We start from the raw sequence: 12,616 nt of genomic DNA, 5'->3' as shown, positions 1-12,616 counted from the left end.
TCACCACTGCCCGTATTCGGTGCGTAGCGCCGAGTTGAGATCGACACCGATACCGTCGATCGCGCGCTCGTCGATCTCGAACTGATGCAGATGGGCACTCGGGTGCACATAGCCTTCCGGGGTCCCCCAGTCGTGCTGCCAGAACCACGAACCCAGCCCGGCATCGATGGCCCGGTCGATGGTCGGAGTGTTCGCATAGACCCCGACGGCGGCCGCGCCCAGCACCGATTCCCAGCCCTGCAGGTAGGGCGCGATCATCGATTCGAAATCGGCAGCCGTGGGGTTGTCGTCGATCGAGGCGTAGATCGGCACCCCGTCCGGGCCGCCGGCGGCGCGGTGCAGTTCCAGCCCCCGTTCGGCATGCCGCTTGCCGGCTTCCAGGCCGCCCCGCCAGTCGGCGGTCGGCCCCTTGCCGAACTGGTAGTTGGACACGATGGTGAGCCCGGCCGCCTGCAGGGCATCGACCTCGGCCGCGCGCAACGGTTTACCGTGCATCCATTCCGCTCCCGGACGACGGTCCGAGACGTAGCGGATGACACCGATATGCCCGGCCGCGCGGATCGCCTCGGCGCTGGGCACCCCGGCGGAATAGTCGACCAATGTGCCCATCCCGGCGGCAGCAGCGGGACGAACCGCCGACAAGCCGGCGCCGACCGCGGCAGCCACTGCCGCACAACCGAAGAACCCCCGCCGGGACACCGAACCAGCATGCATCGTAGGCACTCCTTCGCGCTGGACAGCATGCCCGGCGCGCCAACCCCGAATCCGCACGCCGGGAGCCTCGAACAAGGCTCATTTCACCACAATCACACCGGAACCGCCAGGATCATCAGAACCATGATTCACATGCGTCACAGGGGCGGGCCCGGTCAGACGGAGCTCTTCCCATCGATTGCGGCGCCCACATCGATGGTGCGGCCGGTCGAATCGGCCAGTTCGGCGCCTACCACCGCGGCCACCTGGGCGACCACCTGTTTCCGGATTCCGGCGAGCACCGCGAGTGTCGCTGCCCGCATCCCCTTCGCGGTGAACTCCAGCTCGATGTCCTCCACCGCGGGCGGGCGCACATCGATCACGATCTGCAGCGGCTCGGCCGCCCGGGCCACCAGCAGCAGCGGAATCTGCAAGTCCGCGCGATAGTGGTTGGACTTGAGCACATCGACGGTGATGTCCAGGCCGACCGGCAGGGTCATATCGAAGGTGCGCAGCTCCGGCCGCCCGGGTGGCGCGGCCCGTTCGGTGACCCGCGGGTGCTCCAAGGCCCCACGCACCGTCACCTTCGCCGACCCGCGTGGCCCGGCGGCCATCGGGCCGACCTCGACCGGCTGCCCGGCCATCTGCCCGACCACGTCGTACACCCGCTCCCGGGTGACGATGGTGGTGAAGAAGCGCAGGCCGAAGGTGCGGTAGTCGATCCAGTCGAACACGGTGGCGTTGCGGTGCGGTGAGTCGTAGCCGTCCAGGATCGCCGCCACATCGAAGACCCGGGCGGCGCGGGCCTGCGGATCGGCGACGATCGCGTTGACCCGGCCGGCCACCTCCTTCTTGACCAGCCCGGCGATCGGGTCGAGCAGCATCTCCCAGGCCGCGTCGACGGCCTCGGCCCGCAGGGTGAAGCTCACGTCGCGGGCCGCCACCGGGGCCACATCGATCACGATCAGCAGCGGTTCCGCGGTGCGCGCATGCAGGGTCAGCCCGATATCGACGACCGCGGCCAGCTTCAGGCTCCGCCCGCCCAGTACCAGCTCGACCGCCAAGGTGAGCGGAACCCGCACCTGGAAGGTCAGATCGTCACCGGCACCCGGGCACGGGCGCACCGTCGGCGCACCGAGAGCACCTTCGGCGACGAAACTCGCCAGCCCCGCCGGGCCGATGGAGAACGGCCCGATCGTCACCCCACGACCCGCCATCCCCGCGACCGCGGTGGTAATCCGCTCCTCGTTCACCGCATGGGTGACGAACCGTTCACCGAAATCCGCATAGTCGATCCACACGGGTTCGCTGCGCATCTCTCCCTCACCTTCACCCGGACGGAACCACGGTACGCGACCCGGATGACATCCCCGCGCGGGCTCCTGCCCTGCCGATGAGGGGGAAGCAGGGCAGGAGCCGGATGCGGTGCTGCCGGGCACCGCAGCTCCATGGTACGGCTCCGCACCCGGATCCGCCCGGACGGATTCCCATGATCGTATGGGTCACAAGAGATTTCGGAAACGGACGCATTCGGGCCGGTCGGCCGGTGCGGTGTCCGGAGCCGGTTTGCGACACAGCCACCGGATGGACCCCTGCACCACCCGGGAGCCGGCGATCTCCGGCGGCACCCTCTCGCCACGCGCACCCACCGCCACACGGCGGGGGCCTCGTGTCGTCCCCTCCACCGAGCCCGCCATGGCGTGACCGCGCTATCGAACACTCCCAACTCCGGAACACCGCACCCGATCGGCGCGCATCGGTGCAGAATCTGCATCGATGACCTGTTCCGACGGCCGGGCACCTCCGCCCGGCTGCAAGCAGTTTTGCGAAACCTGCAGTGTCGGTCAAGCTAGACGACTGTCCCAATCTGTCCTACGAGCCAGGAAGGCCGCACACGTGCTCCGGCGGATGTCGATTGCCCAGTACCTCCAGGAACGCCGTTCGGCGGCGGGACTGACCCGCACTGCGCTGGGCAGCCGAGCCGGGATCTCCCCTTCCCTCATCCAGAAGATCGAACAGGGCACCCGGACGCCCACTCCCGAAGCGCTCGCAGCCTTGTTCGAGGCACTCGACGTGCCCCCGGTCTTCCGGGAGCACATCGTCTCGGCCACCCTGCCGTTCGGCTCGGCCACCTACGGCGACTATCTGCCCACCCGGCCGACCGAAGCCGAGTACGCATTCCTGCACGCCTACCCGCACCCGGCTGCCCTGCAACTGCGGCCCGCATTCGACGTCGTCGCGGCCAATGCCGCCTGGCGGGACGCCTTTCCCGGATTGACCCCGGGCGTGACGCTGCTGGAATGGCTGCTGCTGCACCCGGTGTCCCGCGAGATCGTGGTCGAATGGCGGCGGCAGACACATCTGACGATCTACGGCTTCCGGGTGATGGGCCCCGGGCTGATCGCCCCCGATCGGCTGGACGAACTGATCGACCGCTGCTCCCGGGCGCCCGAGTGGGACGAGATGTGGCACAACGAGGTGCCCGCCGCCGATCAGGACCACACCCTGATCCGTATCCGCGATCCGAAAACCGGCCGGCTGCAGCCGATGCAGATGCTCACCATGCGCTTCGACATGCCGCGGCGGGAATGGAACCTCACCACGTTGGCCCCGGCATTGACCGATACGAGCCTGTGGCCCGGGTCGGCGGACTAGGGTGACCGCCGTGGTCACCCGACGGTCTACCCACTCGAATCGGCGCACCTGGCTGCGGTACTTCCTCGGCGTATTCGGTCTGGTCCTGGCGTTGTGCTTCGGGGTCGCCGCCGCCCTCGTCGCCGAAACCGGGCAGCAGACCCTGCCACTGGTACTGGGTGCCCTCGCCGTGCTGTGTGTGCTGCCCGCGCTCGTGCAGGCGCTCGGGGAGCTGGGCGTCTACGTCCGGCTGGCGGCGCTGCTGGTCGCCGGGATCGTCCTGTTGCCGGTGCTGCTGGTCAGCGCGGACGCCCGCGACCGGGCGCACGATATCTGGGGCCGGATCTGGTCGTGAACGGACCGCCCGGACGGCATCTCGTCGATGTGCACATCCTCGTCACCGACGGTGACCGGCTGCTGCTGAGCCGCCGCGGCGGCGCCGACGAATTCACCGGACGCTGGCATCTGCCCGCGGGCAAACTCGAACCCGGCGAATCGCTGACCGCGGCCGCCGCCCGCGAAGCCCGGGAAGAGGTCGGCCTCACCATCGACCCGGCCGACCTCCGCGCCGTCCATCTCGCCCATGTCACCGGCTCCGGCCGGGAATCGCGCCTCGGCATCTTCTTCCACGCAACCCGTTGGCGGGGCGTGCCGGTGAACCGGGAACCCGACAAATGCCAGGCCGTCGCCTGGTTTCCGCTGACCGGGCTGCCCGACGACATCATCGAGTACGCGGCGCTCGGCATCACCGCGTTCCGCACCGGCGCCACCACCTCGTTCACCGAGTACGGGTGGCCCGATCCGGCACGGTGACCGACCAGCTGCGCGAGGCCCGGGCGCCGGGGAGCTCGACCGGCGGCACCGGCAAACCGATCAGTTTTCGAGAAGTTTTCACCGCGACCGCTCCCTAGTATGTGAAGTGTCCGAATTCCGAACGAAAGGCGCTCGCATGGCCGCCGAGACCAAGTCCGTGAAGTTCAGCGCAGAAGAGCGCGCTGCCATGAAGGAGCACGCCGAGGAGCTGAAGAAAGAGGCGCGCCGCGGTTCACGCGCCAAGAAGGACGGCACCGCCGACGTCCTCGCCAAAATCGCCGACATGCCGGAACCGGACCGCGCCCTGGCCACCCGGGTGCACGAACTCGTCACCGCCGCTGCCCCCGACCTCCAGGTCAAGACCTGGTACGGCATGCCCGCCTACGCCAAGGACGGCAAGGTCCTCTGCTTCTTCCAGTCCGCCGACAAATTCAAGGCCCGCTACGCGACCCTCGGCTTCAACGACACCGCCGCCCTCGACGACGGCACCATGTGGCCCACCGCCTTCGCCCTGACCGAACTGACCCCCGCGAACGAGCAGCTGATTACCGACCTGGTCACGCGCGCCGCGAGCTGAGCCCGGTCGGCGCGAGGGCCTCCTGGCCATGCATCATTTCGAGCGCTCGCTCTCGCGTGACCAGTCGCTCACGCCATCCAGCCAATACCGCATCCGCATAGTGTGGTGGTACCCGCAGGTGCTCGAAGTCGGGCTGCGGTGTCCATCCCACCGCCTGCAGCATCTCCGCATGGGTGGGTTTCGAAACCGCCTTCCAGCGCTCCACCATCGAGTGGTCGAGACGTCCGGCAACGGCTGCCTGACGGCCGGTCCGCTGCAACTCACCCGCGCAGGATCTTGTCCATCGCCTTCCCCTTGGCAAGCTCGTCGACCAGCTTGTCGAGGTAGCGAATCTGCTGCATCAGCGGATCCTCGATGTTCTCCACCCGAATACCGCATACCGTCCCGGTGATCAACTCGGCATTCGGGTTCAGCTCCGCCTGGGCGAAGAATTCCTCGAAGGTGGTGCCGGCCTCGAGGTGCGCAGCCAGCGCCGCCGCATCGAATCCGGTCAGCCACTCGATCACCTGGTCGAGCTCCGCCGTGGTGCGCCCCTTCTTCTCCACCTTCGTCACATAGTGCGGGTACACCGAAGCGAAGCTGGTGGTGAAGATCCGGCTCATGCGGTCCAGGCTAGCTTTGCGACCGGCAGATCCCGCCGAGAACGAACGCAGTTCGACGGTCGTAGTCGGCCCGGGACGGTCGGCTGCCGTACTTCAGGGCGAGGGCGTTGTCGAGGGTCAATGCCTGGAAGTCGCCGGGCGTGAATCCGTCGACCAGGACACCGGCGGCATGCCCTTCGGCTACCAGGTCGTCGTGGAAGGTTCCGCCGATCCGACACAGGGCCATGAGCTGCTCGGAGTCGGGGAACTCTTGCAGGAGGACGTCGTTGACCGCCGGTAGCCGGTACTGGAGATCCCGGATCGCGCCGACGTAGTAGCGGATTCGCTCGCGAACCTCGGGGATCGCCCGCGCATCGGCGATGACGCCGGCCAACTCGGCCGCGACGACATCGTCGATGACGGCGTCGATCAATCCGACCCTTCCGCCGAATCGGTTGAAGATCGTCGCCTTGCTCACCTGGGCCGCCGCAGCGACCTCCTCGAGCGGCACGGACAGGCCGTGCTCTCGGAAGACCTCCGCCGCGGCGAGACGAATCCGGTCCACGTTGCGGCGGGCGTCGGTGCGCAGTGTCGGCGAGGAGCGGGCCCCGGTCACCAGCAGCCTCCTTGCTCTACAAAAACTTGACCAACTGAGTCAACTTCCTGCACGATGGTAGCCGACAACAAGTTGACCAAGCGAGTCAACTTTTCCGCATCGGCCCTCACGTCGCCGAGCAGGTCTCTGACCAGCACACAACCATGGGCACCCCTACGAGAAGGACACCAGCATGATCATCGTGACCGGAGCAACCGGCGCTCTCAACGGAGCAACGGTCGACCACCTCCTGAAGCGGATGCCACCCGAACGAATCGGCGTCAGCGTCCGCAATCCCGAACGGGCGAAGCATCTGGCCGACCGCGGCGTCCGCGTGCGGCAGGGCAGCTACGACGAACCCGCCGCCCTGCGCCACTCGTTCGCCGGTGCCGAACAGGTACTGCTGGTCTCTTCCAACGACATCACCGCCGACGTCGTCACACAGCACCGGACAGCCATCGATGCAGCCGTCGACGCCGGGGCGCAACGGGTCCTGTACACCGGTGCTCACGGCACCGGCGTCGAGACGCCCTACCCGCCACTCGCCATCCACGCGGCAACCGAGGAGCATCTGGCCACGTCCGGAGTCGCCTGGACCTCGCTGCGCAACGGCTTCTACGGAGACCTCGGTCAGCTACTCGGCCCGTGGCAGACAACCGGCGCCATCGCCATGCCCGCCGACGGCCCGTTCTCCTGGGTCGATCGGCGTGATGCCGCGGAAGCTGCCGCAGCCGTCCTCACCGGCGGCTCCCCGTTCGAGGGCCCCGTCGACCTGACACTCCCGGCACCGGTCACCCTCGCGGACTTCGCCCACACGGCATCCGAGCTCACCGGCCGCCACATCGAGCGCATCGTCGTCGACGACGAGAAGTGGGTTGCCGACCAGGTGGCGGACGGCATTCCGGAACCGGCCGCCCGCTTCACCCTCTCGATGTTCCAGGCCACCCGGAGCGGCCATTTCGCGCAGCCCGGTCGCATGCTCGCGCAGCTCCTCGGACGCGAGCCACGCAGCCTCGCCGACCAGCTGGCAGATCGGATCGCCGATTGAATCGGCTGCCCGGCTACACGTTGAAGCGGAACTCGACCACGTCCCCATCGGCCATGACGTAGTCCTTCCCCTCCATCCGCACCTTCCCCGCGGACTTGGCGGCCGCCATCGACCCGGCTTCGACCAGATCGTCGTAGGAGACGACCTCGGCCTTGATGAACCCGCGTTCGAAATCGGTGTGGATGACGCCGGCGGCCTGGGGGGCGGTGTCGCCCTGATGGATGGTCCAGGCGCGGGCCTCCTTGGGGCCGGCGGTGAGGTAGGTCTGCAGGCCGAGGGTGTGGAAGCCGGCGCGGGCCAGGGCGTGCAGGCCGGGTTCGGTCTGGCCGATGGATTCGAGGAGCTCGAGGGCGGATTCGTCGTCGAGTTCGAGGAGTTCGGCTTCCACCTTGGCGTCCAGGAAGACGGCGTCGGCGGGGGCGACCGAGGCTTTCAGTTCGGCGACTTTGGCCTCGTCGGTGAGCACGGATTCGTCGGCGTTGAAGACGTAGAGGAAGGGTTTCGTCGTGAGCAGCGACATTTCCTTCAGCAGCTCGGTGTCGACGGCGTCACCGGCGGCGAACAGGGTGGTGCCGTTGTTGAGGATCTCCTGGGCGGCCTTGGCGGCATCGGCGACCGGCTTGCGGTCCTTCTTGACCTTGGCTTCCTTCTCCAGCCGCGGGACGGCCTTCTCCAAGGTCTGCAGGTCGGCGAGGATCAGCTCGGTCTCGATGACCTCGATATCGGAAGCCGGGTCGACCTGTCCGTCGACGTGCACCACATCGTCGTCGGCGAACACCCGCACCACCTGGCAGATGGCGTCGGCTTCGCGAATGTTGGCGAGGAACTTGTTACCCAGGCCGGCCCCCTCGGAGGCGCCCTTGACGATGCCGGCGATATCGACGAACGACACCGTCGCGGGCAGGATCCGTTCGGAACCGAAGATCTCGGCCAGCTTCGCCAGCCGGGGATCCGGCAGCGGCACCACGCCGACGTTGGGTTCGATGGTCGCGAACGGGTAGTTCGCGGCCAGCACGTCGTTGCGGGTCAGCGCGTTGAACAGCGTCGATTTTCCGACGTTGGGCAGGCCGACGATTCCGAGGGTGAGACTCACGAGTACGGAAGTCTACGCGGCGGCACAGGTCACGGAACGAGCACCACCTTGCCGAGGTTGCTCCGCTCGGCGAGCAGGGCGTGGGCCCGGGCGGCTTCGTCGAGCGGCAGTTCGGCATGCACCATCGGGCGCAGCAGGCCGGAGGCGAAGTACTGCCACAGTTCCTGCCGCCAGTGCTCGTACCGTTGCGGATCGGTCTGCGCGATGTGCTGCGCCTGGAAGCCGGTCACGGTCAAGGCGGCGGCGAGCAGCGCGTCGGTGGCGACCGCCCCGCCGCCCGCACCGTAGGCGACCAGCCGGCCGCCGGGCGCGACGGCCGTGGCCGCTGCGGTCAGCAGGTCACCGCCGCCCCCTTCGAGGCAGTAGTCGGCGGGCTTGCCCCAGGAGTCGCGGTCGTAGGTGACGGCCTCGTCGGCACCGAGTTCCCGCACGAAGTCGAGCTTCGCCGGATCGGATACCGCGCCGACCACCCAGGCGGCGCCCCGGATGCGGGCCAGCTGCACCGCGAGATGACCGACGCCTCCGGCGGCGGAGGTGATCAGGGCGATCTCGCCTTCGGCGGCCCGGGCGGCGTCGAGTGCACCGAGTGCCACCAGGCCGCTGTGCACCAGAGCGACGGCATCGACGGCGGCCGCACCGTCCGGGATCGGAGAGGCGACCTCGGCGGCGAGCAGGGCATACTCGGCGTACCCGGGGCCGGTGCACAGTCCGGTCACCCGGTATCCGGGCGCATAGGTCTCGACACCGTCACCGACCGCGACGACCTCACCGGCCACTTCACCGGCGAGCGGCGCGGCCGCACCGGATTCCCGGACCGCCCGGACGACCGGCCGGGTCACCCCGACGGCCTCCACCCGCACGAGCAGTTCGCCCGGGCCGGGGACCGGAACCTCCACCGACTCCGCCTCGAGCGCCGCGGCACCGCCCTGGTGCACGTATCGAACCCGCCGCATCACACCTCCATCGTTCTCGGAAGGCGCAAAGTTACCGCCCGGTAACCTCTTCTCACATCCCGAAGTCGGCACTTGTGCGCAATGTCACCAACCGGCCGAGGCGTGGTTCGGTGACAGTTCATCGGAGTTGCGGCGAAACGATCGTGGTTCATCCCGGTCGACCACGCCGAACTCGGGGATTCCGGGCGGCTCTGTCGTACCGTGGGGTCGATCACAGTCCCCTCCCTCGGAGCACCGCATGCTTTCTCGCCGTTTCACCTGGTCCGTCAGCGCCGGCACGGCGCTGCTGGCGACGGCCGCCCTGCTCGCACCGGTCGCGGCCGCGGCACCGCAATCCGGCTGCGCCGAACCGGCGCCGGGCGCCGCCCCCGAACGGCGGGCCGCCGAGACGGTCGGCATGGATCCGGCTGCGGTGGATGCCGCGGTCGCATTCGGTGCCCGGCACCTGGCCCATGCCGTGCAGATCTATCGGCACGGCTGCCTGGTCGGCGAGCACATTGCGACCGGGGAGCTGCCGATGCCGTTGGCCAGCGGCAGCAAGGGCGTGGCCGCGGTGGCGGTGGGCCGGGCGGTGACGCTCGGATACTTCGGGCTCGACGACCCGATCGGCGAGTTCTTCCCGTCGGCCGATGCCGAACACGCCCGGATCACCGTGCGTCAGATCCTGAATCAGACCAGCGGCCTGCACTTCACCTGGCCGGATGACATCGAAACCATCCTGGCCGGCGATTCGGTCCGGGACGCGCTGACCGCGCCCGTCGTCGCCGAACCGGGCACCACTTTCCTCTATGCCCAGAACGTGTTGGTGCTGCTGGCGGAGATCGTCGAGAAAACCACCGGAACCGATTTCCTGGATTTCGTCCAGCGTGAGGTGATGGCGCCGATCGGCATCGAGCGGAATGCCTGGCGATGGAATCGTGACGCCTCGGGCAATGCGATGGTCAGCGGCGGATTGTCGATGCGCGCGGGCGACCTGGCCCGAATCGGCCGGCTGCTGGTGCAGGACGGCCGGTGGGGTGAGCGCGCGCTGATCGATCCGGCCTACATCCGCGCCGGCACCACGCCCAGCGCCGCCAACGGTGGTTACGGATTCCTGTGGTGGCTCAATGCCGGCGGCAGCTACCGGGGCGTGGAGGTCCCGGCCGAACTGCACGACCGGCCGGTACTGCCCGGGCTGCCTGCCGACGCGTACGCCTTCTCCGGGGCCCTGGGCCAGTTCGCCGTGATGATCCCCAGCCTGGACATGGTGATCGTGCGGCTCGGTGTCCCGGATACGTTCGATCCGGCCGAGCCGACCAGCTTCCTGACCGGGACCAGCAACCCGCACAACGCCGAGCTGTTCAGTAAGGCGGCCGCCGCGGTCGTCGAAACCGGCGCACCCACCGGGTAACGTCGACGGCATGGCGCCCACCGCGGAGCAGGTGCGGGCCCGTCCCGCACCGGTCCTCGCCGGAATCGTGGACCACTACACCGGATACCGCCTGGCCGGGTACCCGCCCGGCCGGCATCGCGGGCTGCCGTCGCCGTATCTCACCTTCATCGTCTCGATCGGCCCCGCAATCGATGTCGTCGCCCAGACGGATCCGCGACAGTCACCCGATGCTTACCGGTGTGTGCTCAGCGGCCTGCAGGCGAGCCCGGCCACGATCCGGCACACCGGATTCCAGGAGGGTGTCGGGATCGGTCTGACGCCGCTCGGCTGCCGGGCACTGCTGGACGCACCGGCCGCCGCCCTGTGGAACACCTCGCTGGAATGCGCCGAACTGGCCGGGCCGATCGGCGACGAACTCTGGGAACGACTCCAGGGCCCGGCATCCTGGGCACGGCGCTTCGCCGTCTGCGACGAGATTCTGAGCCGGATCGTGCAGCCCGGGCCCGAAATCGCCCCCGAACTCACCGGCGCCTGGCGGACGGTGCTCGACAGCTCCGGCACGGTGACGGTCCGCGAGCTGACCGACCGGATCGGCTGGAGCCGACAGCACCTGACCCGGCGCTTCACCGCCGAATTCGGACTCGGCCCCAAACTCGCCGCCCGGATCGCCCGCTTCGACCGGGCGCGGCACATGCTGGCCGCCACCCCGCCCTTCGTCGGCATCGCCGAGGTGGCCGCGGCCTGCGGATACTACGACCAGGCCCATCTCGACCGGGATTTCGCCGAGCTGGCCGGCTGCCCGCCGAGCACCTGGCTGGCCGAGGAAGGTCCCGGCGGCCGTGACCGATCTGTTGTTCAAGATCGTTAACGGTTCCGCCCGCGCCCCGCGAAGGTCCTGACGACGAGCTGATTTCGTCTGCACCGCGACCGATTTCGCGCGCCGCGCGAGGGGAAGGACCATCATGCGCAATGTCCGTGCAGTATTCGTGATCGCCGCGGCGGCACTGAGCCTCACTGCAGCCTGCACAGATCCCGAGACCGAGCCGGCACCGGACGGGGGCTCCACGAACACCGTCGAGGCGGCCCCTACCGGGGCCTCGTCGGCGGCCGAGCAGCCGGCCACGGACCGGGCATCGGACGGCCCGGCACCCGACCGGTCCGCCGACAGCGGGGACCTGCCGATGATTCCGGTCACCATCCGAACCGAAACCACCACCCGGATGCCGGTACCGGGCGTGAGCGTGTTCGCCCGACGGTTCGCCGACTGCGACGGGACGAATCCACAGGCCGGCATCCCCGCCGGCGCCCTGCCGGTCGAGGACTTCGAGCTGCACACCGGGGACGACGGGCAGACCCACGAGACACTGCCGCGCGGCTGCTACGAGTACAGCATCACCGATTCGGCCGACGCTGTCCCCCTCCAGGTCTCGCTGCGCCGATTCTTCCTGTTCGATGATCCGGAGACCGTGGTGATCCAGTTCGAGCCCACCGAACCGCTGCCCGAGTCGTGTGCGACCGATACCGTCGTCGGCTCCCTCGATGTCGACGCCCATCTGGCTGCTACGCCTGCCCAGGTACGCGAATGCGACGGCGCCTGGGGCGTGATCAGCTGGCCCGAGTCGCCCGGCGACAATCAGCGCCTGATCCGCAACGACGGCAGCGACGACTGGGAGACCTACACGACCTTCCCGCACACGATCTGCTGGTCGGAGGCGGCCGCCGACGGCGTACCGGACAGGCTCACCAGGTACTTCGAGTCCTGCTGAATCGCCGACAGGTTCCATCCGTCCAAGACCGGCACGGCCGGACCGCGCAGGCTGGGTTCATGAGCGAAACAGTCGATGATCCCACTCGTATCAGCAATGCGGTCTGGCCGTGCCTGGCCTTCCGGGATGCGCACGCCGCGGTGCGATTTCTCACCGAGGCATTCGGCTTCGAACAGGCCGCGCTCTACACCCGAGACAGCGACCCGGCGATCGTGGAACACGGTCAGTTGAGCTGGCCGGCCGGCGGCGGGGTGATGTTCGGCTCGGCCGGTAAGGACGACGGCCCGTTCGGCAGCCGCATCCCCGGCAACGACTGCACCTACCTGGTGTGCGACGACCCCGACACCTTGCACACCCGCGCGGTCGCCGCCGGCGCACAGATCGTCACCGAACTGCGCGACGAGGACTACGGTTCGCGCGGTTTCACGGCCCGGGACCCCGAGGGCAACCTGTGGAGTTTCGGCACCTACCGGGGACAGTGAACAACCCCG

The 12,616-nt window shown here is 68.7% G+C and carries 15 protein-coding genes; 9 read left to right on the top strand and 6 right to left on the bottom strand.

What is annotated here, in order from left to right; all coding sequences use genetic code 11:
- On the bottom strand, positions 1 to 714 hold the full coding sequence (locus AC1HFH_RS06050) for a DUF1906 domain-containing protein (protein ID WP_480246445.1): 714 nt from the start codon (positions 712 to 714) through the stop codon (positions 1 to 3).
- Positions 715 to 869: 155 nt separating this feature from the next.
- Complete coding sequence (locus AC1HFH_RS06045; RefSeq protein ID WP_480246444.1) at positions 870 to 2,009, bottom strand: hypothetical protein; 1,140 nt, start codon at positions 2,007 to 2,009, stop codon at positions 870 to 872.
- Between the two features lie 592 nt (positions 2,010 to 2,601).
- On the opposite strand from AC1HFH_RS06045, the gene AC1HFH_RS06040 reads away from it, so the two are divergent.
- From AC1HFH_RS06040 to AC1HFH_RS06025, 4 genes are all read left to right on the top strand, one after another.
- Complete coding sequence (locus AC1HFH_RS06040) at positions 2,602 to 3,348, top strand: helix-turn-helix domain-containing protein (protein WP_480246443.1); 747 nt, start codon at positions 2,602 to 2,604, stop codon at positions 3,346 to 3,348.
- Positions 3,349 to 3,358: 10 nt separating this feature from the next.
- Positions 3,359 to 3,682: a hypothetical protein gene (locus AC1HFH_RS06035; RefSeq protein ID WP_480246442.1), complete on the top strand. Its 324-nt coding sequence runs from the start codon at positions 3,359 to 3,361 to the stop codon at positions 3,680 to 3,682.
- The gene (locus AC1HFH_RS06030; RefSeq protein ID WP_480246441.1) at positions 3,679 to 4,140 is read left to right on the top strand and encodes an NUDIX domain-containing protein; all 462 of its coding nucleotides are present in this window, start codon (positions 3,679 to 3,681) and stop codon (positions 4,138 to 4,140) included. Before AC1HFH_RS06035 ends, AC1HFH_RS06030 begins: the two co-directional genes overlap by 4 nt.
- Before the next feature lie 136 nt (positions 4,141 to 4,276).
- Complete coding sequence (locus tag AC1HFH_RS06025) at positions 4,277 to 4,717, top strand: iron chaperone (RefSeq protein ID WP_480246440.1); 441 nt, start codon at positions 4,277 to 4,279, stop codon at positions 4,715 to 4,717.
- 260 nt (positions 4,718 to 4,977) lie between these two features.
- On the opposite strand, the gene AC1HFH_RS06020 is transcribed toward AC1HFH_RS06025, so the two are convergent.
- Both AC1HFH_RS06020 and AC1HFH_RS06015 read right to left on the bottom strand, forming a co-directional pair.
- The gene (locus AC1HFH_RS06020; RefSeq protein ID WP_480246439.1) at positions 4,978 to 5,319 is read right to left on the bottom strand and encodes a DUF2200 domain-containing protein; all 342 of its coding nucleotides are present in this window, start codon (positions 5,317 to 5,319) and stop codon (positions 4,978 to 4,980) included.
- A gap of 10 nt (positions 5,320 to 5,329) precedes the next feature.
- Positions 5,330 to 5,914, bottom strand: coding sequence for a TetR/AcrR family transcriptional regulator (locus AC1HFH_RS06015; RefSeq protein WP_480246438.1), 585 nt, complete (start codon positions 5,912 to 5,914; stop codon positions 5,330 to 5,332).
- 172 nt (positions 5,915 to 6,086) lie between these two features.
- Here AC1HFH_RS06015 and AC1HFH_RS06010 point away from each other — a divergent pair, with 172 nt between their 5' ends.
- Positions 6,087 to 6,941: an NAD(P)H-binding protein gene (locus tag AC1HFH_RS06010; protein ID WP_480246437.1), complete on the top strand. Its 855-nt coding sequence runs from the start codon at positions 6,087 to 6,089 to the stop codon at positions 6,939 to 6,941.
- Between the two features lie 13 nt (positions 6,942 to 6,954).
- Here AC1HFH_RS06010 and ychF read toward each other — a convergent pair whose 3' ends face one another.
- Both ychF and AC1HFH_RS06000 read right to left on the bottom strand, forming a co-directional pair.
- Complete coding sequence (ychF, locus tag AC1HFH_RS06005) at positions 6,955 to 8,034, bottom strand: redox-regulated ATPase YchF (RefSeq protein ID WP_480246436.1); 1,080 nt, start codon at positions 8,032 to 8,034, stop codon at positions 6,955 to 6,957.
- Positions 8,035 to 8,063: 29 nt separating this feature from the next.
- Positions 8,064 to 8,987 carry a quinone oxidoreductase family protein gene (locus AC1HFH_RS06000; protein ID WP_480246435.1) on the bottom strand — a complete coding sequence of 308 codons (924 nt, stop codon included), beginning with the start codon at positions 8,985 to 8,987 and terminating at the stop codon, positions 8,064 to 8,066.
- A 238-nt stretch (positions 8,988 to 9,225) separates the two neighbouring features.
- Between AC1HFH_RS06000 and AC1HFH_RS05995 the strand changes: the two genes are divergently transcribed.
- From AC1HFH_RS05995 to AC1HFH_RS05980, 4 genes are all read left to right on the top strand, one after another.
- Complete coding sequence (locus AC1HFH_RS05995; RefSeq protein WP_480246434.1) at positions 9,226 to 10,377, top strand: serine hydrolase domain-containing protein; 1,152 nt, start codon at positions 9,226 to 9,228, stop codon at positions 10,375 to 10,377.
- Positions 10,378 to 10,387: 10 nt separating this feature from the next.
- Positions 10,388 to 11,227 carry an AraC family transcriptional regulator gene (locus AC1HFH_RS05990; protein ID WP_480246433.1) on the top strand — a complete coding sequence of 280 codons (840 nt, stop codon included), beginning with the start codon at positions 10,388 to 10,390 and terminating at the stop codon, positions 11,225 to 11,227.
- A gap of 94 nt (positions 11,228 to 11,321) precedes the next feature.
- Positions 11,322 to 12,125: a hypothetical protein gene (locus AC1HFH_RS05985; protein ID WP_480246432.1), complete on the top strand. Its 804-nt coding sequence runs from the start codon at positions 11,322 to 11,324 to the stop codon at positions 12,123 to 12,125.
- Between the two features lie 59 nt (positions 12,126 to 12,184).
- Positions 12,185 to 12,607 carry a VOC family protein gene (locus tag AC1HFH_RS05980; RefSeq protein ID WP_480246431.1) on the top strand — a complete coding sequence of 141 codons (423 nt, stop codon included), beginning with the start codon at positions 12,185 to 12,187 and terminating at the stop codon, positions 12,605 to 12,607.
- The last annotated feature ends 9 nt before the right edge of the window (positions 12,608 to 12,616 follow it).

Source organism: Nocardia sp. KT25-26, from assembly GCF_056627695.1.
The sequence above is the reverse complement of the archived record's forward strand: the minus strand, read 5'-3'. Positions and strand labels throughout refer to the sequence as shown.